25 protein-coding genes and 1 pseudogene are annotated in these 25,290 nt (G+C 38.4%); 3 read left to right on the top strand and 23 right to left on the bottom strand.

From position 1 onward, the window contains the following. Window positions 1–7: 7 nt before the first annotated feature. The 3 genes from RCZ04_RS01970 to RCZ04_RS01960 all read right to left on the bottom strand — a co-directional run bounded on the left by RCZ04_RS01970 (window position 8) and on the right by RCZ04_RS01960 (window position 1,126). Entirely contained in the window at window positions 8–586 is a 579-nt protein-coding gene (locus tag RCZ04_RS01970) for a hypothetical protein (RefSeq protein ID WP_460484252.1), read from the bottom strand. Between the two features lie 64 nt (window positions 587–650). Further along, window positions 651–890, bottom strand: coding sequence for a hypothetical protein (locus tag RCZ04_RS01965; protein WP_460484251.1), 240 nt, complete (start codon window positions 888–890; stop codon window positions 651–653). Window positions 891–919: 29 nt separating this feature from the next. Continuing rightward, a complete protein-coding gene (locus RCZ04_RS01960) occupies window positions 920–1,126 on the bottom strand; it encodes a hypothetical protein (RefSeq protein ID WP_460484250.1) in 207 nt (68 codons plus the stop codon). A gap of 171 nt (window positions 1,127–1,297) precedes the next feature. On the opposite strand from RCZ04_RS01960, the gene RCZ04_RS01955 reads away from it, so the two are divergent. Beyond that, on the top strand, window positions 1,298–1,717 hold the full coding sequence (locus RCZ04_RS01955; RefSeq protein WP_460484249.1) for a hypothetical protein: 420 nt from the start codon (window positions 1,298–1,300) through the stop codon (window positions 1,715–1,717). Here RCZ04_RS01955 and RCZ04_RS01950 read toward each other — a convergent pair. Further along, the gene (locus tag RCZ04_RS01950; protein ID WP_460484248.1) at window positions 1,714–1,944 is read right to left on the bottom strand and encodes a hypothetical protein; all 231 of its coding nucleotides are present in this window, start codon (window positions 1,942–1,944) and stop codon (window positions 1,714–1,716) included. The genes RCZ04_RS01955 and RCZ04_RS01950 overlap by 4 nt on opposite strands. Window positions 1,945–1,976: 32 nt before the next feature. On the opposite strand from RCZ04_RS01950, the gene RCZ04_RS01945 reads away from it, so the two are divergent. Both RCZ04_RS01945 and RCZ04_RS01940 read left to right on the top strand, forming a co-directional pair. Beyond that, window positions 1,977–2,867, top strand: coding sequence for a S24 family peptidase (locus RCZ04_RS01945; RefSeq protein ID WP_460484247.1), 891 nt, complete (start codon window positions 1,977–1,979; stop codon window positions 2,865–2,867). Window positions 2,868–2,887: 20 nt separating this feature from the next. After that, a pseudogene (locus RCZ04_RS01940) lies at window positions 2,888–3,957 on the top strand (type I restriction enzyme HsdR N-terminal domain-containing protein). 245 nt (window positions 3,958–4,202) lie between these two features. Here the strand turns inward: RCZ04_RS01940 and RCZ04_RS01935 are convergent. The 19 genes from RCZ04_RS01935 to rpsK form a co-directional block, all read right to left on the bottom strand. Continuing rightward, the gene (locus RCZ04_RS01935) at window positions 4,203–5,924 is read right to left on the bottom strand and encodes an ABC transporter ATP-binding protein (protein WP_460484246.1); all 1,722 of its coding nucleotides are present in this window, start codon (window positions 5,922–5,924) and stop codon (window positions 4,203–4,205) included. 143 nt (window positions 5,925–6,067) lie between these two features. After that, window positions 6,068–7,804: an ABC transporter ATP-binding protein gene (locus RCZ04_RS01930; RefSeq protein ID WP_460484245.1), complete on the bottom strand. Its 1,737-nt coding sequence runs from the start codon at window positions 7,802–7,804 to the stop codon at window positions 6,068–6,070. A gap of 852 nt (window positions 7,805–8,656) precedes the next feature. Then, the gene (locus RCZ04_RS01925) at window positions 8,657–10,084 is read right to left on the bottom strand and encodes a NupC/NupG family nucleoside CNT transporter (protein WP_460484244.1); all 1,428 of its coding nucleotides are present in this window, start codon (window positions 10,082–10,084) and stop codon (window positions 8,657–8,659) included. A 12-nt stretch (window positions 10,085–10,096) separates the two neighbouring features. Continuing rightward, the gene (locus RCZ04_RS01920; RefSeq protein WP_460484243.1) at window positions 10,097–10,705 is read right to left on the bottom strand and encodes a bifunctional nuclease family protein; all 609 of its coding nucleotides are present in this window, start codon (window positions 10,703–10,705) and stop codon (window positions 10,097–10,099) included. Between the two features lie 155 nt (window positions 10,706–10,860). Beyond that, complete coding sequence (locus tag RCZ04_RS01915; RefSeq protein WP_009417407.1) at window positions 10,861–11,307, bottom strand: copper resistance protein NlpE N-terminal domain-containing protein; 447 nt, start codon at window positions 11,305–11,307, stop codon at window positions 10,861–10,863. 20 nt (window positions 11,308–11,327) lie between these two features. Further along, entirely contained in the window at window positions 11,328–12,782 is a 1,455-nt protein-coding gene (locus RCZ04_RS01910) for an ATP-binding protein (RefSeq protein WP_460484242.1), read from the bottom strand. A gap of 19 nt (window positions 12,783–12,801) precedes the next feature. Continuing rightward, window positions 12,802–13,152, bottom strand: a complete 351-nt coding sequence (locus RCZ04_RS01905) for an SPOR domain-containing protein (protein WP_460484240.1) — start codon at window positions 13,150–13,152, stop codon at window positions 12,802–12,804. 10 nt (window positions 13,153–13,162) lie between these two features. Next, window positions 13,163–13,849 carry a hypothetical protein gene (locus RCZ04_RS01900; RefSeq protein WP_460484239.1) on the bottom strand — a complete coding sequence of 229 codons (687 nt, stop codon included), beginning with the start codon at window positions 13,847–13,849 and terminating at the stop codon, window positions 13,163–13,165. 1 nt (window position 13,850) lies between these two features. Further along, a complete protein-coding gene (gene pyrR / locus RCZ04_RS01895) occupies window positions 13,851–14,411 on the bottom strand; it encodes a bifunctional pyr operon transcriptional regulator/uracil phosphoribosyltransferase PyrR (protein ID WP_460484237.1) in 561 nt (186 codons plus the stop codon). Between the two features lie 5 nt (window positions 14,412–14,416). After that, window positions 14,417–16,906 (bottom strand): O-antigen ligase family protein, encoded by a 2,490-nt coding sequence (locus tag RCZ04_RS01890; RefSeq protein ID WP_460484235.1) that lies wholly within the window; start codon window positions 16,904–16,906, stop codon window positions 14,417–14,419. 87 nt (window positions 16,907–16,993) lie between these two features. Then, complete coding sequence (gene recF, locus RCZ04_RS01885) at window positions 16,994–18,112, bottom strand: DNA replication/repair protein RecF (protein ID WP_460484569.1); 1,119 nt, start codon at window positions 18,110–18,112, stop codon at window positions 16,994–16,996. Between the two features lie 110 nt (window positions 18,113–18,222). Further along, the gene (locus tag RCZ04_RS01880) at window positions 18,223–18,591 is read right to left on the bottom strand and encodes a lipocalin-like domain-containing protein (protein ID WP_460484233.1); all 369 of its coding nucleotides are present in this window, start codon (window positions 18,589–18,591) and stop codon (window positions 18,223–18,225) included. An 83-nt stretch (window positions 18,592–18,674) separates the two neighbouring features. Beyond that, window positions 18,675–19,376: a leucine-rich repeat domain-containing protein gene (locus RCZ04_RS01875; protein ID WP_460484232.1), complete on the bottom strand. Its 702-nt coding sequence runs from the start codon at window positions 19,374–19,376 to the stop codon at window positions 18,675–18,677. An 8-nt stretch (window positions 19,377–19,384) separates the two neighbouring features. Then, on the bottom strand, window positions 19,385–20,500 hold the full coding sequence (locus RCZ04_RS01870) for a thiol-activated cytolysin family protein (protein ID WP_460484230.1): 1,116 nt from the start codon (window positions 20,498–20,500) through the stop codon (window positions 19,385–19,387). Window positions 20,501–20,523: 23 nt separating this feature from the next. After that, window positions 20,524–21,414: a hypothetical protein gene (locus RCZ04_RS01865; protein WP_460484229.1), complete on the bottom strand. Its 891-nt coding sequence runs from the start codon at window positions 21,412–21,414 to the stop codon at window positions 20,524–20,526. Window positions 21,415–22,657: 1,243 nt separating this feature from the next. Further along, on the bottom strand, window positions 22,658–23,146 hold the full coding sequence (rplQ, locus tag RCZ04_RS01860; protein WP_460484228.1) for a bL17 family ribosomal protein: 489 nt from the start codon (window positions 23,144–23,146) through the stop codon (window positions 22,658–22,660). A gap of 31 nt (window positions 23,147–23,177) precedes the next feature. Further along, entirely contained in the window at window positions 23,178–24,170 is a 993-nt protein-coding gene (locus RCZ04_RS01855; protein WP_460484227.1) for a DNA-directed RNA polymerase subunit alpha, read from the bottom strand. Between the two features lie 23 nt (window positions 24,171–24,193). Beyond that, window positions 24,194–24,799, bottom strand: a complete 606-nt coding sequence (rpsD, locus tag RCZ04_RS01850; protein WP_460484226.1) for a 30S ribosomal protein S4 — start codon at window positions 24,797–24,799, stop codon at window positions 24,194–24,196. Between the two features lie 88 nt (window positions 24,800–24,887). After that, window positions 24,888–25,289, bottom strand: a complete 402-nt coding sequence (rpsK, locus tag RCZ04_RS01845; RefSeq protein WP_460484225.1) for a small ribosomal subunit protein uS11 — start codon at window positions 25,287–25,289, stop codon at window positions 24,888–24,890. Window position 25,290: the final 1 nt, after the last annotated feature.

Below are 25,290 nucleotides of genomic sequence, written 5' to 3'. Positions count from 1 at the left end.
TAAGATTTTAAAGTGTTATGAATATACCTAAATCGTGAGAGGCGCGCTCATCACGCCTATTGCGTTCGTCTTCCCTACGCTCTTCAATAAGTCTCTCATACTCATTCTCTATCTCGCCTACCAAAGTAGCCCATTGGTCATCTGTAGTATTAAGGTATATAGTGTGTTTACCAACAACTTTATATATTTCAGCTTCTGTTTCAAGCTCACCCTGATAGTAATTACCCGATAGGCGCATAGTGTAACAGCCACAAGTCGCTTTTAAATACCACCACCCCTCAGGGGTGTTGTACTTCTCTGGCTTCAAAGCTCCCTTTAACTGATTAAAAATAGCAGTAGGAATTGTTTCTTCTTCGTCTTCTTTCATATCATACTGAAGTAATAGAGGTGATACAAGACCCTGTAATAAAGTTTTGAAATCACTTTTTAAAGGATTAATAAAATCCCTTAAAGCCTCGTTAAACGCCTCTTTTTCAAATGGTTCACAATCGCCAAAGCGCTTGCCGTCTAAGGTTACATAGCCACCAATTAGAAGAATTTGGCTATTTTGTTTGTCTGTTTCCATTTTTTGTTGTAATTTTGCCATCGTAATTATAAAATTATTAGATTAATAAATTTGTTAGGCGACGCTGTGAAGTGTCGCTTTTTTGTTAGCTATTTTGTCGGTAGCGTTCGCATTCGGCGAAAAACTGCGCCTCATACTTTGATATATCTACCACTTTCTTTTGTCTTTTAGAAGACGGCTTGCTACCTTCCACAATAGCAAGCTCGTCATTAGTGCGAATAATCTCATTTGTAAGAGTTCTTATCGCTGATTCAAGACAGAATTTCGTTACCTCAAATTCTTTTATCTTACTTTTTAAGTGTCGTATGCGCTGTTGTTTATTCATACCTTAATATATTATACTTTTAGTCTTTATCACTCACTTTCAAAAGCCTCTTCTTCTGTTAGCTCTATGATTTCAAGAAATTTTTCTCTAACAGCCTCTGAGCTTCTATAAAAGCGGGTGTTGCTCTCTGCTCGCCACTTATGTAGCGTCCATATAGTCTTATTCAAACTATCTTCTAAGGCTCTCATTGTAGCCTTATCTTTCATTTTTTCTTTTGCTTTGTTTGTCAGTTTCATATCTTTTTAGTATTTTTGCCAAGTCAAAACGGCTAAATATTGTTACTATCAGTTTGACGGTGCAAATATACTACAAAAATTAGTATCTACAAATTTTTTACTAACTTTTTTAGTGCTAATTTTATTATATTTTTGTAATTGATTGATTTTTAATAATATATATTTTTTGTTATGAGTAGCTTATCTTTATCAGAATTTGTAAAAAATGCTATTATAGAAGTGTCAAAAGGCATAGATGATGCTATCGAGGAATTAAAAGATAGTGATGTGCTTGTCAATCCCACCTTGCATATGGGTAAGGTGCATATTGATAAGAAAGGATATGAACGTCAGGTGCAGTCAATTGATTTTGATTTAATTGTAACTATTGAAGATAGTACAGATACTACTGGAAAAGACAATAAACAAGCGACAGCTTTATTAAAAGTAGTCTCTTTGTTAAATATAGATATAGGAGGTAAAAGTATCAACGAAAAAACGGAAACTGAGAAAAATACCGTTGTAAATCGGCTAAAATTCTCAGTCCCCGTTTGTTTTAATACTAATGCGCCGAAAGGAGAAAGTCCTAAAGTTAGAGTTTCAAGTATTTAAAACTTTGCCTCGTTTAATTCTTCGAGCTCTTTAAGCTGGGCTTTATTAAGCCCTTGTTGCATAATCACATTTACCCCATTTTCCGCAATAATAATCTTTTTTTCAAAAGAAGTTTTTTTGCTAATAAGAGGAAATAACACTTGATATCCCGCTTTATCTCTGTAAGACATATAAAGCAGTGTTTCCAAGTTCTGAATGTACGTTTTTAGTTCACTTTCTGAAGTCATAATACAAATGTTTAATTTTAAAGTGCAAAGGTATGGAAAATAATTTAAATACTACAAAAAGTAGTATAAAAAATTTAGCTGATAGGCTCAAAAAAGCCATTCGGTACATAAAGGGAAGTACCGAGTACGCAAATCAAACGCTTATAGCAGAAAAAATAGATTTTGGACGAACTAATCTTTCTGCTGCTTTAAATGGAGAGGAAAAGTACCTAACTGAGGGGCTAATCTCAAAGGTTGTAAACGCTTTTCCTGAAATTAATGAGAATTGGTTACTAACAGGCAATGGTGGAATGCTTATAGAAGAGGAAGAAGATGAGTTAGTAACATTTCTTAAGGTAGACCGCAAAGACTACGATATTCCTCTCAGTGATATAAGCGAAAAAACAGGTATACCTCAAAAGACACTCAAAGATTTTCAGTGGGGGGATGCTGAACTATCGGACGAACAAAGAGAAATACTATCTCAATACGCAGAGGAAGTAAGAGAATACTATCAAGAAAACGTTATAGGAGAACCTAAAGGGAAACCTACAGGGTATTATTACCCAGAGGTGAGCGCTTCAGCTGGTTTTGATATAACAAACTTTAATGACGAGACTGTTCGTATACCTGTATATCTACCTGAATTTGGTAAGGATATGACTTTTATTAATGTTTATGGTGATAGTATGTACCCAAAGTACAAAGCAGGGGATATGATAGGAGTGAAACCAGTAGATTTTGTGTATTTAGTTTTTGGACATCCTTACGTGGTGGTATTTGATAATGGAGATGCTAATATTAAGTACGTGCGAAAAGGTTCAGATGATAAACACGTAATATTAGCAAGCGAAAACCCTAAATACGAAGACCGTGAATACCCTCTTAGCATTATCCGCTCTTTTCACGCTGTAATGGGGTGTTTAAATAGAGAAAGAATGTAATACAAAAAAACATAAAACCAATGGAAATAGAAGTAGAACTAAAAACTAAGTTAGAACAACTCTACAGCAGAGTTGAAAGCCTTAAAGACCAAATAAACACCGAAGAGGCTACTAAAAACGCTTTCATTATGCCGTTCCTGCAAATATTAGGGTATGATGTGTTTAATCCTACTGAAGTGATACCCGAATTTGTTGCTGACATTGGTACTAAGAAAGGCGAAAAAGTAGACTACGTGATTAAGAAGGACGACCAAGTAATACTTATTGTAGAATGCAAGCATTGGAAGAAAATGTGGACGCTTATACCTCACAACTTCACCGTTACTACCACGTAACCGACACCCGCTTCGCTATCATCACCAATGGCATTATTTATAATTTTTTTACCGACCTTGAGAAGCCAAATGTAATGGATAACAATCCATTTCTAACTGTCAATCTCGCTAACCTCAAAGACAGCACTATTAAAGAGTTAGTAAAATTTACAAAGGCGACTTTTAGCATTGATAATATACTTGAAAGTGCTGAAGCTCTTAAATACGTTCGAGCATTCAGAAATGAGTTTGAGAATGAAATACAAGAGCCTTCCGATGATTTTATAAAATTGCTCGCTCGTAGGTTCTTTGATAAACAAATTACATCTAACCGATTGGAAACTTTTAATGGGTATCTGAAAAGAGCGATTACCTCATACTTTAATGATACTATCAACGCACGTTTAAAAAGTGCTTTAAACATTAATGAAAAGGAACATCCAAAACAAGAAACAGAAGAAGAACTACAAGAAGACGACAACAGAATTATAACTACTGAAGAGGAAATCGAAGGTTTCCAAATCGTTAAGGCTATCCTTAGAGAAAAACTCCCTGCTTCACGCATTGCTTACCGTGACGCTATTACATATTTCGGCATACTGTTAGACGACAATAACCGCAAGCCTATTTGCCGCCTACACTTCAACGGAATTAAAAAGTATATTGAGTTTTTCGACAAAGGCAAAGATAGCTCAGAAAAGGTGCTTATCGACTCCTTAGATGATATATACCTTTACAAGGAACGACTATTAAATACAATAGAAAACTACGATTAAGAAGAGTATAATACATTTGTATACAATTAGTTACAAGCAAACTTGCCGACAAGGTAAGAAATAGGAAAAATAGCTAAAATCACACTTTTGTCGTTTTGCATATTGTTGATAATAAGAATGTTATAAAATGTGATTTATAACCAGAGCCGACTGTTAATCAGAGGGTCACTGGTTCAAGTCCAGTAGGGGGAGCAACAAAAAAAGCACTTACAAATGTAAGTGCTTTTTTTGTTTTATACCCTTTCCTACAACGCCCATTCTTTAGCGCGGTTATGGGCATTCCACATTCGCTGATACAGTTCATTTGTCTGTAACAACTCGTTATGAGTTCCTATACCATTGATTTCTCCTTTGTCAAACACAATAATTTGGTTAGCTGAAGTGATAGTACTCAAGCGATGGGCTATTACAAATACTGTTTTGTTACGGATAAGAGTATTAAATGCCTGCTGTATCTTGTACTCATTTTCAGGGTCGGCAAAGGCAGTGGCTTCGTCTAAAATGAGGATAGGCGCATTTTTGAGTATTGCTCGTGCCAACTGAAAGCGTTGTTGTTCGCCTCCGCTAAGGTGCACCCCCTGCTGACCGAATAGAGTATTATATCCATCGGGTAGACTTGTAATAAAATCGTGTAGCTGAGCTGCTTTGGCAGCTGCCATTACTTCTTCTTTAGTTTTGTCCATTCCCATACGAATATTGTCGTACATCGTTTGTTGAAACATAAAGCTATCCTGAAACACAAACGATATTTGTTGCATCAGTATATCGGTGGGGAGGTCTTTAATATCAATTCCGCCGATAGTAATGCGTCCTTCTTGGCAATCCCAAAAGCGAGAGAGCAGTTGCCCTACCGTGCTTTTACCCGCGCCTGAAGGTCCTACTAAGGCAGTAATCGTACCTTCTTTGGCTGTAAAGCTGATATTATTGAGCACATAGTTTTCGTTATCGTACGCAAAACCTACTTTCTCAAAACAAATGTCGTAATGGGTAGGCGGTTGGGTGCTATGTCCTTCGGGCAGGTTAGGCTCTTGCAGAATTTCATCTATTTTCTCTACTCCTTGTTCAATGAGTTGCAGTTGCATAGCCATATTGCTAATGGCAAACACGGGACGCATATAGCCTGTGCCTAAGATAAGGAAGAAGAGCATTGTAGCAAGGGTTACCCCATTATGGAAATAGAGGTATAAGCCCAAAGCTAATACGGGCAACATTGCATTGCTGGCAAAGCTCATAAAAATAGCATAAGGGGGCGAACTATGGCGTATCCAATCGCTTACAAAACGGTTAAAAGCTACTACTTTCTTGCCGTATTTCTCAAAACTTTCAGCCGATTGCTGGAATATTTTCATCACGGGCATAGCGCGCACATATTCTACAATGCCTGCACTCATCTCTTCTAACGATTGGTGGTATTGCTGGGTGAGATTCTTGTTCTTCCCGCCAAACATAATAGGAAAAATCAGCAAAAGCACTGCTAAAGGCAAGCAACTCACAAGTGCTAACCGCCAATCCTGACTGAACAAATAGCCCAAAGTGAATAACGGTAGAGCTATTGCCTTTACAAAATCGGGGATTTGGTGAGCGATAAACGTTTCGATGCGCTCTACATCGTCGGAAATAATCTTCTTAAAAACTCCCGAGTTTTTGTTAGACAAATACCCCATTGGCAATACGCCTACCTTTTCGGTAATCGTCTTCCTGAGGTCATAAAGAATATTGAAAGCTGCGATATGCGATAAGATACCCGATAAAAAGAATGCGAGCATACTCACCACAAGCATCACTATGGCATAAATTACATATTGTTGTGCTACTGTGAAGTTGGGTACTTGCTGAGTGAGTTCGCGAATGATATAGAACACCAAAGCGTAAGGTACCAAACTCAACACTGCGTGTATAACGGCTAAAGTGCAGGAGGCAAAGAGTAAAGCTTTGCGCTGCCCTGCTATTTGTAATAATCTTTTCATAAAGTGTGAATTAATAAAAAGTTTAAACCTCCCCCCCTTCCCCCTCCAAAGGGGGAGTTGGTAACGGTCATCATTATATAAATAATATAATCCTTAGAAAATAATAAATTATTTTTTAAACTCTTAACTCTTGATTTATATTGTCAATTGTTTATTGTTTTCCATCCTCCTGCTTGTTGTTGCAAAGTCCAAAGACGTTCATAAATTCCTTTTTGTGCTAAAAGCTGTTGGTGCGTACCTTCTTCAGCGATACGTCCTTCTTCTAACACCAATATTTTATCGGCGTTTTGAATGGTAGAGAGTTTGTGAGCAATCACTACTACGGTTTTATCTTTCACCAATTCTTGAATGGCTTGCTGTATGTAAATCTCATTTTCGGGGTCGAGACTTGCAGTAGCTTCGTCTAAAAGGATAATAGGCGCATCTTTCAGTAGGGCACGTGCGATGCTGATACGTTGCTTTTGTCCGCCTGATAGCCTATTTCCGCCTTCACCTACAGGCGTGTACATTCCTTGAGGTAATTCCCACGCAAATGAGAGCACCTGTGCACGCTCGGCAGCCTCTATAATTTGGCTTTCAGTAGCATTAGGATTACCTACTTTGATGTTGTTATAAATAGTATCATCAAAAAGATAAACCTCTTGAAAAACTTCGCTGATAAGTCCGTAAAAATGTTCTTGTGGTATATGCCTGATATCTACTCCACCAATGGTAATACGCCCCTCATTCACGTCCCAAAAGCGGGCAATGAGCGAGGCAATAGTAGTCTTGCCAGAACCTGAATGCCCTACCAAAGCTACCATACTGTGTTCAGGAATGTTGAAATTAAGACCTCTCAGCGTAGTTTTATTGTCTAAATACGAGAAACCTACATTCTCAAAAAAGATATTGAAATGAGAAGGGAACTCGTTCTTATCGGTTTCCATAGTAGGAGCTTTGAGTACTTCAATTACGCGATTCAAACTTTCGTTCATATAGCGCAACATCAGGTAATCCACCAATACTACTTTGATGGGGTTGTACAAAATATAACCCAAAATCAAGAAGACGATGAGCACTGGTATGGTAATAGTGTTATGAGTAAGATAATACAAACCTAAAGCAAGCATCAACACAAAACCTATTTCTAAGATGGTGAACGAGAGCATTACAAACGGGCCTGGTACGGCTTCTAAGCGGATACTCTTTTTGCGCAAATTATCATAAGCCTTTTCGAGCATTCGGTAATTATTACCTGTAAGACCATAGGATTTTAGGTGTCGTATTCCTTGTACATATTCCAAGAATTTAGCTGATACTTCGTTTCGTGCCTTTACTTGCCCTTTGCTGAGTTCCCATTTATCGACCATAAAAATACCGAGCTTTAAGAATGGTATTACCAGTAGAATGCCAATGAACAAACAAAGGGTGAGTCGCCAATCACAATAGAAGAGGAATCCTGAGAGCATAAGTGTACCGAAAAGAGCGGCCGCTAAATTGCCAAAACTGTGACTGAAAATATGCTCAAACGAGGCAACATCTTGCATAATCACTGAAGCTATTTCGCCGGGGTCGCGCTTTTTGAAGAAACCTAATGAGAATTTTTGGATATGATTACCTAAGCGAATGCGTACTTTTTCGGAAATACCATATACTAATAGGTTGGACGACACAAGGGTGCGCGAGGCAACGAAGAACTGTAACAGGAGTAGGATGCCCATTAGGGCTACCATTTCCCAGATAAGGGACAGATTGGGTTGCAGTTTAAAAAGCTCCCATAATATTATGAGTAATATGCCCGACGGAGCTGTGATAAAACCGTTATGCACTATTTCCCACAGTACGCTTTGCCACGTACTTTTCTTGTTAAAAGCTGTAATATACAGTAAATTGCGAATCATTTTATCAAGTGTTTAATTAACGGGGCAAAAGTACTACGAAGTCTTCTATATGGATTTAATATAAATAGCTTTCTTTTTAATGTGAGTAGATTTTTATAGTCTAACAAAAGTAAATTGTGAATAAAAGTGGAAACTTTGGTAAAGTGTGGTGGAGTCAGATTTTTCGGATAAGTTGGATTTTTCTAGAAATTTTGAGGTGCGATTCGCTGGGATCGTCGGATTTTTCGGATAAGTGGGATAATTCAGAGGTGCGAGGTCGTAGCGCGACAGGTAGTAAAAGTTTGGGAAAGGATATATGAATAACCTCCCCCTGATTCACTTACTCGGCAGTTGCCGACAACCCTCAAAGGGGAGGTTACCTCCCCCTAGCCCCCTCAGAGAGGGGGAATTAGCGACGCAAAAGAGATGTATTAGAGTTTTCAGAAGATAGCGAAGGGAAACGGAAGGGAGTTTTTGGGTAAAAGGTAAAAGAGAAAAGGTAAAATGGGTATGGTTAGCTTATACAAAGCTTATAGGAAGCTTATACGAATCTTGGACGATTGTTATACAATGACTATGTAAAGAGTTGAGAGTTAGTAGTTAAGAGTGAATAGGAAAAAGCCAATAATAGGGTTTTGTGGCAAAAGAAAAGGGAAATGAGAGACGCACGGGCAGGTGGGAAATTAGAGAATTAGGGAATTAGTAGATTAGTTGGAGAGAGAAGTTGGACGGGGAGTCGGACAAATCGGATAAATCTGATAAGTCCCTATATACATACTCTGCTCTTGAGGTTTGCCCCCAAGAGCGGAGTATAGTGATGAAAAAAAACTTTGAAAGTTGATATTATTTTTGTTCTTGTTTAATGAAATGGGATTACCCAATAATCATTCCGGCGATGGTGGCGGACATCAAGGAGGCTAAAGTACCCCCGAGAACGGCTTTTAAGCCGAATTGTGAGAGGGTTTTTCGTTGGTTGGGGGCTAAGGCTCCTATACCGCCTATTTGAATGCCTATGGAGGCGAAATTGGCAAATCCGCAGAGCATATAAGTAGCCATAATGATGGACTTGTTATACATCAAGTGAGGAGCACTTGCCATATCCTTTAAAACACCTAATTGAGTGTAAGCTACAAACTCAGAAGAGGCGAGTTTGACACCGAGTAGTTGCCCCATCAGCATAACGTCTTCTTTGGCGATACCTGCGAGCCACATAACGGGTGAGAAAACGGTTCCTAAAATCATTTCTAAGGAGAGTCCGGTATAAGGGGTGTTTTGAGCGATGATATTGTTGAGGTAAGTATGATCTCCTACCCAATTAAAGAAATAGTTAATCATTGCGATAAAAGCGACAAATACCAATAACATTGCGGCTACATTGGCGGCGAGCTTGAGACCTTCGGTAGTACCGTTGGCGATAGCATCGAGTACGTTAGAGCCGACGTTATCCATAGAGACGTGAGAATCGTTAGAGAACTGTTCGGTTTGAGGGCATAGCATTTTGGAAATCACGATAGCGCCTGGGGCTGCCATTACGGAAGCTGCCAAGAGGTGGCGTGCGAAGAGCAAGCGCATTTGGGGGTCGTCGCCACCGAGGTATTGGATATAAGCTGCCATTACGCCTCCTGCGACGGTAGCCATTCCGCCAATCATTACAAGGAGGATTTCGGAGCGAGTCATTTTAGCTAAATAGGCTTTAATCATCAGAGGGGCTTCGGTTTGACCGAGGAAGATGTTGCCTGTAACCGAAAGGCTTTCGGCACCTGAGATATTGAGCAGTTTAGACAGTGCCCACGCCATACCTCGCACTATTACTTGAATAACGCCTAAGTAGAACAACAAGGAGGTGAGTGCTGAAAAGAAAATGATGGTGGGGAGCACTTGGAAGACGAAGATATAGCCAACGCTGTTGGTATCGACTAAGCTACCGAGGAGGAACTGACTGCCTGCCCTTGTAAAATCTAATATCAGCACGAAGATGCTACCGGCGAAATCGAAGGCGTCTTGTATAAAACCTACTTTTAGGATACCTATAGCAATGGAGAGTTGCAGGGCTAAGCCAATGCCAATAGTTTTCCAATTGATAGCACGCCTATTACTACTAAAAATATAGGCGATAAACAGAAGGGTAATCATACCTACGACGCCACGGGAAAAACTTTCGAGGGAGAAACCTTCGCTGGCGACAGCTTTCATTACGTGTGTAGTGGCGGTTTGTGTAGTAGGAGATTGTGTAGTGTCTTGGGCGGCACTTATGAGTGGTAAGAGGAAGCTAAGGCTTCCGATGGTTAGATTTTTTTTCATTGGTATATAGTTTTAAAAAGTACTATCGCGTTTAGAAATTTCGTCTCTGATGAGAGCTGCCATTTCGTAGTCTTCATTTTCAATGCAGTCATTAAGCATTGTTTTCAGTTCGGGCAGGGCGTATTTAGTATATCTATTTCGGGTACTATCTTCACCATCAACATTATCTAACGAAGGGCTTATGGTATTAGAGGGTTCATCATTGAGCAGAGGGATATAAATACCTGCTTTTTGAATGATATCTCGATAGGTGTAGATAGGGGCGTTGCAACGTAGAGCGATAGCAATAGCATCGCTGGTGCGAGCTTCGATGGTGTATTCTTTACCATTTTTTAGGCAGAGTATATGAGAGTAGAAAATACCTTCCTCTAACTTATAAATCACGACTCGTTTTATTTGGACTCCAAAAGTATCGGCGAATATTTTGAAGAGGTCGTGTGTAAGGGGTCGAGGAGGTACAAGACTCTTCTCTAATTCCAAGGCAATAGATTGCGCTTCAAAGGTACCAATAACGATGGGTAGCTTTAAATCGGTCTCGACCTCGTGCATTATAAGCACAAAGGCATCGTTCTGCGATTGATTGTATGATATCCTTTTTATGAAAAGACGCACTAAATCCATTGGAAGGTTACTAACATAAAATACAAATTAGGGGGTAAAGTTATAACAATTATTTTAACTACAAAAGATTTTTAACATATTTTTTCTTCTTTGTAAAAGAAAAGGCTGTTCAATACAAGATTGAACAGCCTTCGCATTACATAAGATTTTACTTGTTACATTTGTTTGGTAAGAGTATATTCTTTTACCATTTTAGGTTCTTTACCATCTTCACCCACTTGTACGATATTATCGCCTTTGGTAATATAGAAAGATTTGTGATTATCAGCTTTAGAAACGAGTGTAAAACCTTTATCAGTGTGTTCTACTTTACCTTCTTCTTTAGATTCGAAGTTTTTGCTTGCACAGTTTTCTTGTTTTACATAGGTGTCATCGGCATAGAGATGGATAACGGTAGCCATTCCGCCGCAATCGGCAGCAGGAAGAGTACCTACATAAGTAGCTAACAATTGAGGAGTTACCATTTCTTCTACTTTTTCAGCAGCATTCTCCATCATAGTAGTGGTTTCACTTACTACAGTGTTAGCAGTTTGTGAAGGATTGTTTTGGCAGGAGGCGAGCATAAGCACAGCAACTCCCAATGTTAAGATGTGATTTTTCATAAAATATAATGTTTATTTATTTACTTATTCAAAAAGTGTACCAATACTACAGTAAATTCACTTCCCTTTCCTACTTTGGAAGTAAAATGAATGCTACCCCCGTAGGAAAGTACGATGTTTTTCACCATTGCTAATCCCAAGCCACTACCACTGGTTTTGGTAGTGAATTTTGGTTCGAATATCTTTTCTTTATCGGCGTCGGGGATACCCGTACCATTGTCTTTTACTTTTAGAGTAATATCGGTATCGGTTTTATTAAGGCTCACTTCAATAGAAGGGAAAGGTTCGTTTTCGGTAGCTTGTAGCGCATTTTTCACCAAATTGGTAACTACACGACCGAGCTGGTCTTTATCGAATACACTTATAATCTCATCGTGAGAATGGGTGAAGTGAATTTCATCAGAATTAAAGATATCTAAAGTGCGTTTGATAACAGAAACAAAATCGAATTCCTCATCATTTTTAGCAGGCATATTGGTAAGTGCCGAAAAGGCAGTAGAAATATTACTCAATATGTCTATCTGTTGGATAAGAGATTCGCAAAATTCATTAGTTTGTTCAGCGGTTTGAGGCTCTCGAAGAGCTTTGCGTTGATAACTTTGCACGGAGAGACGCATAGGAGTAAGAGGATTTTTGATTTCGTGTGCTACCTGCTTTGCCATATCGCGCCACGCTTGTTCGCGTTCGGATTGCGCCAAAAGGGCTTTGCTGTTCTCAATCTCATCAATCATTCCGTTATAGGCATTTACCAACTCGGTAATCTCGGTAGGGGCAGATTTGAGAAGTATCTTTTCGTTTTGGGAGAGCAAACGAGTTTTCTCTAAACGACCTTCAATGGTTTTAAGCGATTTGGTAATATATTTAGAAATGAAGTAAGCTACCGTAAGGGCAACTACCAAAAGCGAGAAATACACCATCGCTAAGTTGTACAGCGACCCTTTTAAGGCGCGCTCGTTGAAGGTGTCGTTCTCGAAATAAGGAATGTTGAGAATAGCGATAGGCTTGAACTGCAAATCGGTAATATAACTGTAAGAGGTTTGATAACCACGCCCTGCAAATTCGTGGTGCTCAACAAGACGTTTATTGAGTGTAGCGGAAAGCTGATGCAATACATCAGGAGGAATGAAAAACGCATCTTGGTCGGGCGAGAGAGAGGCTTTGGAGCTTTTTAGTAGCACACCATCGAGGTCATAGAGGGCAAAGTTGAGGTTTTGGATATTGGCAATGCTGTAGATATCCTCACGGAAGATAAGGGGTATATAAGGGGTCTCGACAGGGAAAGTAGTTTGCGAGAATACGTATTGTATCTGCATTTTGATTTGGTTTTCCTTGTCGATGAGTCGCTCGTCGTGATATTCAAAAGCCTGCTTTTTATACTGACCAATCATCACAAAGGCTAAGATAGCAAAAGCCACTAACACCAGCAGGGTCATACTAAGGAATATCTGAAATCGGAGGGAATTCTTTTTGAACATATTGTCCCCTTATTACAGGTTATTTTAAGCCTATTACAAAGGCACCGGGATAAGATTTTTTAATCTCAATAAGTTTCTTTTCGGCTTCTAAACGGGTACGGAAGCTACCGAGACGCACCTTGTAGTTAGGAGACTCAAAAGTGAGTAACACAGGGTATTGTTTGTATTTGTTTTTGGCGTCGAGCATTACTTTATTAGCTTCGGTGATGTTGCCGTTATAGATTTGCACTTGGAAAGCGCTCTCGGTGCGGGCTACTTCTTTTTTCAGTTCCATTGCGTCGGCTATATTCTTTTCCTGAGTAATGGTTATTTGTGCATAAGTAGCACTGGTGAGCAATAGCATTCCGGCTATAAATATATTTTTCATCATTGGTATAAAATTAATTCTTTTGTTTTCTTTGGTGTAAGAACCAGTACAATTTACTAAATCCAAAGCCTATGCCAAACAAGGCTATAAAAAAAAGAAATATACTGCCCAATACTTTGACATCAATAGGTTCACTTTGGGGAACATAGAGTATTTGTCCGTTAGCGGTGCCAATAAGCCCTAAGAGCGTAATAAGTAAACTTACCAAAAAGTGGAGCTCTAAGCGTAAGTCTTTCTCGGGTAAAAGCTTCTGTAAACCCCAAGCACCTAATACAATAAATACGAGAACGCCAGCACCTATCCACAAAGCGATATGCTCAAACGATACACCGGTATAGTAAAAGATAGCTTGAGTAAGCACGTAGAACAATGCAGGGAAGACGAGCAAGTTAGGATACCACTGTAAGATTCTGTACCAACGGCTTTCTTTACCCTTAAAAAGAGCCCGCAATGAAGTAAAGCAATAAGCCATACACACAGCTGTTTCTATGGTGAGCAACACAGTGATATTGCTAAGCACTTTAGGGTCGCTGAGCATTGCTTCTAGAGTGGGTTGTGATTGCTCGGAAGCAAAATCAGTGGCAAACCATACAAACAAGAAGCAGATGCCTGCAAAAACGGCTTGTTGCCACAGTTTCCAAAAACTGAGTTTCAACACTACGTTGAGCATTATAAAGACTGTAAGAATTGCTATTACCATATTATATCAGTTCACTGGCTTTACCTATCACTTGTACAGAATCTACTTCATCGTTTTCTTTCCAGTGTACTACCACGCGCTCATCGTTAATAGCGTCTACCTGCTTACCTCTATAATCAGGTTGTATGGGCAGTTGACGGCTAAAGCGCCTATCAATGAGCACCAAAAGTTCTATTTCGGACGGGCGTCCAAAGCTCTGTATGGCACTAAGAGCGGCACGAATACTGCGCCCTGTATAGAGTACATCGTCTATGAATACCACTCTCTTGTTTTCCACGATAAAGTCGATAGCAGTAGAGTTAGCCTCAAGAGGTCGCCCGGTACGCCTAAAATCGTCGCGAAAGAAAGTAATGTCTAACAGCCCTAATGGGATATTATGAATATGGTATTCCTCAGTGAGCAGTTGCACCAAGCGTTGAGCTAAATAAGTGCCACGAGGCTGAAGTCCGATGAAAACCGTGTTTGAGAAATCGTTGTGGTTTTCTATCAGCTCGCAAGCGAGGCGGTGGAGCATCACTTGCAGTTCCTTCTCACCGAGAATTTGTTTTGTATAGGTATTCATTTGGTTTAAAAACTGAGCGTATTTAAGTTGCGTTGGGCATCGGCGTTGCCTTCACTTGCTGCCTTTTGGAAAAAGACTTTGGCATTTGCTCTATCGCCAAGCATATAATAACAAGAAGCCCGATAGTTATTTAATACAGCGTCTACGGGAACTCCTAAGCTCTCCATTTCAGCTATGTCATTAATAGCTTTTTGGTATTGTTGCGTGTTGTAATAACTGATAGCTCGATATCTATGTCCGTCAATATGAGCTGGTACTTTCTCTAAGAATTTCGTAAATACCGGAATTGCCTCGGCATAACGCTGTTGCATATAAAGTTGCATTGCCTCAGAATAAAGAGGGGCAAACTCTTCTACTTGCATACGCGAAAGAATCTTGTTGCGGTTGTTTATCACTTCTTTGTTATCTGGCAAGTACACAATGGCACTATCTAAAGTAGTGCGTGCATCAGCTATTAAGTTATTTTTTTCTTGTAAGTAAGCTAAAGAGTTCCAAGCTTGCACCTCACTGCGATTCCCGCGAAGGGCATCTCTATCTACATCCACGTGAAAACGGTTTTTCAGTATAGTTTTCCACTTAGGTTGTGGCTTTTGCACACTGTCTTTCTCCAAACCTAAATATTGCTTGAGCAACTGAATCGACTCTTGTTCTTTACCCATATTGTTTAGTGCAAAAGTCTCTAAGTTTAGGTTACCGTAGAAATTAGGCTTAATCATTCGTGCTTTATGGGCGTATTTATAAATACTATCGTTATTTTTGTTCTCTTGCATAAAGTATGATACCGCAGTAAAATACTCAGGACGCGCATCATAAGGGTGGTAGTGGATAGAAGCCAATACCTTACGAGCCTCGTCAAATTTCTTTTCATCTATCAAGTAGCGCGCTTTCTCAACATCCACAGGCTCAGCTACTGCCGTCAGATTAGGAATACGAGGATAGTTGCGTATTAGGTAATCCGAAGGTGATTTGGTAGGTCGTACGCCTTGTTGCTCTTCTTTTACCATACGTTGTATTTTAGAGGAATCAAAGTACATACGCTCTACTACCACATTCAAAACCATTGCCACTATAGCTACTGCTCCTATAAACCCTACAACACTCATTGACAATTTGCGCTCTTCTGCTTTTTTCTTACTGAAATACAATACTGCCAAGCCTACTGCTATCCCTACGTAAATACCAAAGAGGGCTTGAATTTCAGGACGGTCTTGAGGAAAGTTAAAGAACGCATCGAACGAATAAGCAAAGAGTCCAAACAATGGTAAGAAAAACCACTGTTCTTGCTCGGGATTCTTGTTTTTATAAGTGCCTCTTAAGAAGTAATAAGCTGCCAAGAGAAAGATAGCTAAGAACGCCAATCCTGCAAAGATACCCGCTTCTGCTGTAAGCTCTAAAAAGTCGTTGTGGTTCTTGTACATATAGATGTAATGCGGACTGTAAGAATTTTCATACTGTAAGAAGCGTACCTTCCAGTTACCAATGCCTACGCCCAACAGTGGGTCGTTCGGGATCATATCGGTAGCAGTAATTACCCAAGCCGTTTTACGCAAGTTGTTACTGGTATTCTCTTGGTTAGCTACCTCAGCCAAACGAGCCCCGAAGCTGGTGCTTTGTCGCACTTGTTCAGGGTATAAATAGTTCTGTACAAACGAGAAAATACCAAAAGCAAGAACTACCAAGCCTACGTGCATCAGTACTTTTACGCCCGTTTCACGGCGTTTTAAGATAAAATAGTCGATAGCACCATACGTGATGAAGATAAGCGTTGTAAGAATAGTTGCTAAATAGAAAGCACGGGTACTCATAAAAAAGATTGCCAAAGTACCGACTAAAACACCTATCCCTCCGATGATACGCAAGGTATTTTTATGAAAATAAAACAACCAGATAGCAAAAGGTATCTTGATAAACATAGCCGAAGCCAAAATATTCTTGTTAGAATACGAGCCTTTGATATTGTAATCGGCACTAATACCCTTGATGATACCTTTTACTCCGTCGAGGGTTACCAAAAAGTCATAACACAAAAGAATAGTCATCGCAACTGCTAAATGTACTAAACTCTTTTTGTTGTAAATTACCAAAGCCGATACCATCCAAGCAGCTGAGAAAGCTGTAAATATCTTAAAGAAGTGCAAAATCGCTTCTTCTATATCAATAGCTTTGGTAAACGAGAGCAATGCCAATACCATTATCAGGCAGTAAGCAATCCCTATTTTATTAGTAAAAAAGCCAAATAGTAATTGTGTGCGTTCTCTGAATTCTTTAATAAAAAACACAAGCCCTACTACTACCAAGTTCAGAATAGCAAAGGTGTAAAACTTTGTAGCATTGGAGTCGAATGCCATCCAGTTAGGGGTAAGTACCGTTACATAGCCATAGGCAATGAGCAAGACACTCGCCAAAAGCTTCATACTTGAACTCCCTTCCTCATTCACTGTGAGGGTAGGTTTAATAGGATTCTTGCTGGGTGTTTTCTTCTTGTTGGGTTTCATCTTATGTATTTATATAATTTTTCAACTAACAATTAATATCTGTAAAAGTCGCTTTCACAATCTCATTTACCTTTTATCTCTTATCTTTTACCTGCTTTTGTAGCTCTTACTGCCCGTGTGGCTCGCACCTATTTGAATCATCTCATACGCCAATCCCGTCTGTTTTACTACGTTCTCGGTACGTTGCGAATGAGTATCAGTAATAAAAAGCTGCCCAAAGTGCTTTTGAGTAACCAACTGCACCAACTGCGTTACGCGAGTATCGTCAAGCTTATCAAAAATATCATCTAAAAGCACTATGGGCGTAATCCCTAACGATTGCTTCAACATTTCAAACTGTGATAGCTTTAAGGCTATCAAAAACGACTTCTGTTGCCCCTGACTACCATACTTCTTCATCGGGTAGCCCTCAATCTCAAAAAGCAAATCGTCCTTGTGAATACCTGCGGTAGTGTATTGCGCACTGCGGTCTCGCTCAGTATTTTCGGCAAGCTGGGTAGCCAAATCGCTTTGGTGCAAACTGCTGTCGTAGTGCAAACTCACTCGTTCCTTACCTCCCGAAATATAAGCGTACTGCTCACTAAAGATGGGTAAGAACTCTTCCATAAAAAGCTGCCGCTTCTCGTAAATGTGTTGTCCTAAAGGAGCCAATTGCTCATCGTAAATGCGTAACGTCTCCAAAGAGAACGCACCGTTTTCTGCCATTTGCTTCAGTAGCGTGTTGCGTTGCAAGAGCGTACGGTTGTAGCGCACAAGCAACTCTAAATAAGCCCTATCCGTTTGCGAAATCACACTGTCCAGAAACTTACGGCGCGTTTCACTACCTTCCACTATCAAGTCGCGGTCGGAAGGTGAAATGAGCACCATAGGGTATTTACCTATATGGTCAGCCAGACGTTCATAGGCTTTACCGTTGTGTTTCATTACTTTCTTCTGTCCTTTTTTAAGGCTACACACTATCTGTTCTTCACGTTCTTCTTGCCGAAACTGTCCTTCGATAAGATAAAACTCCTCGCCGTGGCGTACGTTCTGCACTGCCGAAGTAGTAAAGTAGCTCTTCGCCATACCTAAGTGATAAATAGCATCAAGCAAGTTCGTTTTCCCTACACCGTTATCGCCCACAAAACAGTTAATAGTAGGACTAAAAACATACGCTTGTGACGGTATGTTCTTGTAGTTTACGACCGATATTTGTTTGAGAAACATCATTTGTTAGTGCAAAGGTACGAATAATTTACGAACTACCAAAATTGTCGATTGGGTAATAAAAAAAGAGACGAATAGTGTTCGTCTCTTTTTGATAGATTTACAAAATCTTATTTCCGTTTAAATATAGCGTATGAATCACTAAAATAAACAACGCGAAGGCGAGAGCCTCCATTCTCTAAGATACAAGTGTAGTAATGGCTTGTGTCGCCTCTCTTTTTTATTTTATCTTTTTCGCCTACCTCAGTAAAATAATCGTAATCATCTATTTGAGAATTACAATTATCTCCATTTTTCCAGTGCTTGTAGTAGGTAAACCGGTCATTAGTGATAACAAGTCTTGTCTGTCCATTGCAATTATCAATAGGGGTATCAACGCCTCCTGTTACTATTTTCACGGCCTGCCACTCACCGATGATTGAGTCACCTGTTTTTTCATCATCTTTACACGCAAAAAGTGTAAACGCTAATAGTATCAATAAAATATTTCTCTTTTTATAGTTATTTTTATAGCAATGGTAGATATCAGAATCTACCATTGCTATGATTTGAAAAGTAAATATTATTCCTCTGCTAAAATTACATTAGCATAAGGTTTAAAATACTCACTATTTTTATATGCCTCCAAACTTGCCTTAGGAACATAAATACGAGTAACTTTCTCAAAAGGTTCATTTATTTTAGGAGGATTCATTCCTTTAAAAGTAACAGTTGTTAAACCAGACGGAAAGGCTCGTGCTCCTATATTTTGTACATTTTTAGGAATCGTAACCTCTACCATTACTTTATTATTAAAAAAAGCTCGATCTCCAATGGATTGCAAACTTTCTGGAAAATTCAGCAAAGATATTTGACAACCTACAAAAGCACCTTCTTCAATATCTGTAAGCCCTTCTGAAAATTGAACTGTGGTAAGAGCGGTGGCATTAAAGGCATCTTTCCGAATTACTCTTACTCCTGAAGGGATAGTAATATTTCTAATACCTATACCTAAAAATGCTTCTTTTTCAATAGTTATTAATTGAGTAGGAAGAGTAATACTTTTTAAGTTTTGTGCCTTTGAAAAAGCTTGTTCTCCTATAATCTTTACTTCCCTAAGAGTAGGGTCTGCTTGCATATCTATAGAAGTTGTACTCTCATTCTTCCATTTTACTAAGGTAAGACCATTGGCATTTAACTCATAGTCAGAAGAAGAAGTATCACTATTTTTATCTTTACAAGCAAATAGTAAAAGAGTAGAAAATATCAATAAAACATTTCTCATAGTGATTCTTATTTATAGTTAAAACGTTGTTCTGTAAACATAGTGCGGACTGTTACTTCACGATTGTCTTTTAAGGAACGTACTTTATAACCAATAGGAACAGCTCCTTTTACTAAACTTTCTGAATTAGGCTTTAGCAAAAAGTCAATAAAACTATCATAGTCTCTTACTGATTTAGCTTCTGATAAAGGACCTCCTGCAAGTAATATTACTATATTACTCTTCTTAAAATAACTTCTTTGCTCATTAACACTGCTCACACTTGCTGTACCACCCACTTTGGCAAGCCCTACACTGATACTCGCTTCTATTTTCTTCGTTACCTCTGAAATACTTTCATCAGTTTCAACTAATAGAGTAGCTACACGCCCATAATCTACACTACTGATGTATACAGGTTCATAACTACCTATGTCTTGGATATCTCCCCATTCATTAGCTGATTTAGGATCTATGGTTACATTATAAAACAATTGACGTACTTTTATCAATATATGCTTTTTACTATTAATATTGAGTTCTTTCTGTTCATAACCAAAACTACCTTTTGCCAATCCTTTAAGTACTTCTACTTTTACGTGAATCCCTAAGGTTCTACTGAAACTTTCTTGAGTTGTTACTTCATTAGAAACATACGTCATATACGATGCAACATTATTAAAGTCTACATTTTCAGGTTTTTGGCTTACCAACGTATTTACTTTTTCTCTTACATCACTGGGAGTAGGAATAGCCGTTGCTTTCACTACAGCTCCTGAGCCTTTTAAGGTAGTAGAGAGTGTAACTTCTTTTGGGTTGTTAATTTTTAAATTGGTATATTCTCCTTCCAAAAAAGCTTCTCCATTCAATACACTACCTGGATAAATCACAGCAAGATTAGAGGCGTCTACTATTTCAACAGGATCTAAAGTTTGCTGTACTTTAACAGTTTCAATAACCTCTAACTTGTTTCCTTGCACTCTACCTGTAGGGGTAGAGGCTATTACTTGCTCACCTTGTTCAGGGAACGTTACAGATTTGAGTTCTGACAATTGGTCAGAAAAACTCTTGTCGTCTTTGCTACAAGAAGCTACAAACATAGCAACTGCCATAAGACCTACAAATGTTGTTTTTTTTGAATTCATTTTTATATATTTTTTAATTATTATTAATTAGGTACTTCTCCTTCAACAATCGGTATGTTGTGGTATTCAATAACATATTCCTCTTCTTGAGAACGTTTTCTACTCTGTATAATAGTAATAGTAACAGTAGGTTCTGGCAAAGAAGGAACGCTTCCTATTTCCTCCATTTCTGGATAATAGTCATATTTTTGACCTGCTTTAAATTCTCCTGTAGCTATCTCATTGTTATACTTAATTCGGAAAATTTGATCAGCTCCCGCTGGCGATAAGTAAATATCAGTTTCGTTCTTACCTTGATCTATCTTAAAAATAAAATTACGACGGTTGATTGAGTTAAACTCCAAACTGTACCAATATTTTCTTTTCTTTTTCCCAGTATCTCTCCCGTACGAATAGGCAAAGATCTTTACAGCATTAAAATTAACAGTAGGAAGTTTTAGTTCCCCTACTTTCTGTTTATCTTGTTCCTTTTGTACTATAAAAGGAAGTTGAAAAGACCCGGGCACTAAAGGCTTGAGGTAAAATTTGTGCTTACCCGCTTTTTCAAAAGTGATACGAGGCTGAGTAGCCTTTACTTTTTCACCTTTTGCGTTTTCGAAGTAAAACTCATAATCTACTTGTAGTGATTGATGGTTCTTTTCGGTTGTTCTTGTAGGAATAACTACATAATTACCGCTAAACTGAGTGTCAGTTTCGCTAATAGTAATTGTATAGGGGATATAATCTCCTACAACAATGTTTTTAAGGCTCTTTAGCGGGATAAGATCCTCGCCATTTTCACCAGTAAAGCCATCTTTAATAACGGCACTAAAAGTAGCTACTGAAGGCGTGTCACCTCCATTAGAGTTGTCATCACTCTTGCTACAAGCAATAAAAGCTATTACTAAACTCATAAAGAATAAATGTTTCTTCATACGATTAATGATTTAAGTTAATAATTTTATTGTGAAATATATTTCACAGTTACGGGGCAAAAATATACAAATTTCAATTATCTGCAAAATATTTTGCTATTTCTTTTGTTACAAATGCAACAATTAGATGTAACAATATGACTGTTAGTTTATAAAAATATCATTTTATGTGTATTATAAATTTGATACTCTTCTACTTTTTGAATAATTATGATAGATTGTATGACATCTGATAAAATATATTTATCTTTAATAGTAGCACTAAAAGTCTCACTTGTCACCTCAGGGGCTTTTTTTGAGTATTGTCATCACTCTTGCTACACCCCATAAAAGCTATAGCCAAGCTCATTATAAATAAATGCGTTCTCATATTACATTGTTTTAAATTACCAATCACTTAGAGATTGAAAAACCTTATATAAGAATAAAAGGTTTCTATCACGAGGCGAAAATACACACTTTCTCATTACTCACCAAATATTTCACCCTCTTTTTTGTGTTATATATAACAAAATAATCTCTCATTTTCTCAGTTCGTGTGGTCTGTACCGTCTTTCCGTCGCTAATTTCCCTCTCCCTGAGGGTAGTCAGCCAGCTGGCGTAGCTGAGTATGTGTATCAGGGGGGTGGTTTTCTTCGTCAGTCATCCCTGCCTGTGCGGCTCGCACTTCCCTTTTCTTTCGCCTCAAAACCCTATTTTTAGTATTATTGGTATTATTGTATTATAGTATTAATCAACCCTTTACACAGCTATTGTATAACAATCGTCCAAGATTCGTATAAGCTTCCTATAAGCTTTGTATAAGCTAAGCATACCCACGTCACCTTTTACCTTTTATCTTTTTACAAAAAAGACACTTCCGTTCCATTTCTTTATCTTCCGAAATTCTCAATCACTTTTAATCCTATCAGAAAATTCCCAGCTTCTCCCAGAACTCCAAAGCCCCCCAAACCCTCCAACTTATCCAACAGCTCAAAAACTATTCTCTCCACTACCCTTTTGCTAATTCCCTTATCTTGCCCCACTACCACTTACTCATAAACTAAGCAACCTGTTGCTAAAATCCGTGAAATCCGCAAGGAAATCTTTAAACTATTAAACTCCTTACGTCATTCTCACCTTATCTTAAACTCTTCATAGAAAAAGCAAAAAAATAGCCTTTAAAAAGAATTTTACACAATAAAAAAAGGGCTTGCCTACGGCAAGCCCTTTTATAATATAAAAAACCTAATAAACTACAAGATTACTCAGTAGCTTCAGCAGTAGCCTCTGGTTTAACTTCGGCTGTTGCTGGAGTTTCTTCAGCAGTTGCTTTTTTCCTACCACGACGAGTAGTTTTCTTCTTCGCTGCCGACTTAGCTACATTGTAAGTAGTATTGTAATCTACAAACTCAATCATAGCCATTTCAGCGTTATCACCCAAACGGTTTCCTAATTTAATGATACGAGTGTATCCACCTGGGCGATCGCCTACCTTCACAGCCACTTCTTTGAAAAGCTCAGTAACAGCATATTTGTTGCGCAACTTACTAAAAGCAATACGACGGTTATGTGTAGTATCCTCTTTAGATTTGGTTACCAAAGGCTCTACAAATAGTTTTAAAGCCTTTGCTTTTGCCAAAGTAGTGTTGATACGTTTGTGCTCAATCAGTGAGTTCGCCATATTCGCAAGCATTGAATTTCTGTGAGCAGTTTTTCTTCCTAAATGATTAATTTTATTTCCGTGTCTCATTTTTCCTTAGTTAAAATATCGCAAGAGCGAGTTAATCTTTATCCAATTTATACTTCGAGGTGTCCATACCAAACACTAAACCTTTGTTGGCTACCAACTCATCAAGCTCAATAAGTGATTTCTTACCAAAGTTTCTGAACTTCATCAAATCAGCTTTATTGAAAGATACCAAATCACCTAAAGTTTCCACTTCAGCAGCTTTTAAACAATTAAGTGCACGAACAGATAAGTCCATATCCACCAATTTAGTTTTTAGCAATTGGCGCATATGCAATGATTCTTCATCATAAGTATCAGTTTGTGCTATTTCATCAGCCTCTAAGGTAATTCTCTCATCAGAGAAAAGCATAAAGTGATGAATCAGCGTTTTTGCGGCTTCAGTAAGAGCTTGTTTAGGGTGAATAGACCCATCAGTTTTAATCTCAAAGACTAACTTCTCGTAGTCTGTTTTTTGTTCAACACGATAATTTTCAATAGAATATTTCACATTTTTAATAGGCGTAAAGATTGCATCAGTAGCTATTACACCTATCGCTGCATTTGGTTTTGCATTCTCTTCAGCCGAAACATAACCACGCCCTTTTTCAATAGTAATCTCAATTGTAAAAGAAGCTGAAGTGTCCATATTGCAAAGCACCAAATCAGTATTTAATACTTGAAAACCTGAAAGAGCTTTTTGAAAATCACCGGCAGTCAATTGTCTTTTACCAGAAACAGTAATAGTAGCTGTTTCATTTTCTATATCTTCAATTTGGCGTTTAAAACGCATTTGTTTTAAATTGAGGATAATCTCAGTAACATCTTCTCTTACTCCTGATATAGTAGAAAATTCGTGACCTACTTTATCAAATTTCACAGAAGTGATTGCAAAACCTTCTAACGAAGAGAGCATAACTCTTCGTAATGCGTTACCTATTGTTAAACCATATCCTGGTTCCAAAGGTCGAAACTCAAATCGCCCTTCAAAATCAGATGATTCAATCATTATAACTTTATCTGGTTTTTGGAAGTTGAATAATGCCATAATTTGACTGCTGTCTTTATTTATTATTTAGAGTACAACTCTACGATTAACTGTTCTTTAATATTTTCAGGAATCTGAATGCGTTGAGGTACAGCTACGAAAGTACCCTCTAATTTCTCAGAATTCCAAGTGATCCATTCGTAGACAGTGCTATGAGCCGCCAAAGAATTCTCGATTACGCTTAAAGATTTTGATTTTTCGCGAACTCCTACTACATCACCAGGTTTAAGAGAGTAAGATGGAATATTTACAATATTGCCATTAACAGTGATGTGACGGTGAGACACCAATTGGCGGGCAGCGCTACGAGTAGGAGCGATACCCATACGGTAAACTACGTTGTCCAAGCGAGATTCGCAAAGTTGAAGAAGTACCTCACCAGTGATGTGTTTACTTCTTTTAGCTTTTTCATATAGGTTATGGAATTGTTTCTCGAGGATTCCATAGGTATATTTCGCTTTTTGTTTTTCTTGTAGCTGGATAGCATATTCAGAGCGTTTAGCTCTACGGCGTGCGAGGCCGTGTTGTCCGGGAGGATAGTTTTTTCTTTCAAAAGATTTATCATCTCCGAAGATAGCTTCGCCAAATTTACGAGCTATTTTAGTTTTTGGTCCTGTATATCTTGCCATTTTATAATTTTTAGAAATGAAAGGCAGTTATGAATTAAGGCATTCCTTCGATAACAACTCACCTTTCGTACTTTACTTAGTATTAAAATTAGACTCTACGTTTTTTAGGAGGGCGGCATCCGTTGTGAGGTAGAGGAGTAACGTCAATAATTTCAGTTACTTCGATACCAGTGTTGTGGATGGTACGGATAGCGGATTCTCTACCGTTACCTGGGCCTTTTACGTAAACTTTTACTTTTTTAAGACCTGCGTCAAAAGCGACTTTAGCTGCATCTTCTGCGGCTACTTGGGCGGCGTAAGGGGTGTTCTTTTTAGATCCGCGAAATCCCATTTTACCTGCTGATGACCAAGCAATTACGTCTCCTTTTTTATTGGTAAGAGAAATGATAACGTTGTTAAAGGTAGCTGAAACGTGAGCTTCACCGACAGACTCAACTACTACTTTTCTCTTTTTAGAGACTTTTGCATTTTTTGCATTTTGTTTTGCCATA

It is taken from the genome of Capnocytophaga sp. HP1101, from assembly GCF_054772415.1.
Note: the sequence above shows the minus strand (reverse complement) of the source record. Positions and strands in the feature narration are given on the sequence as shown.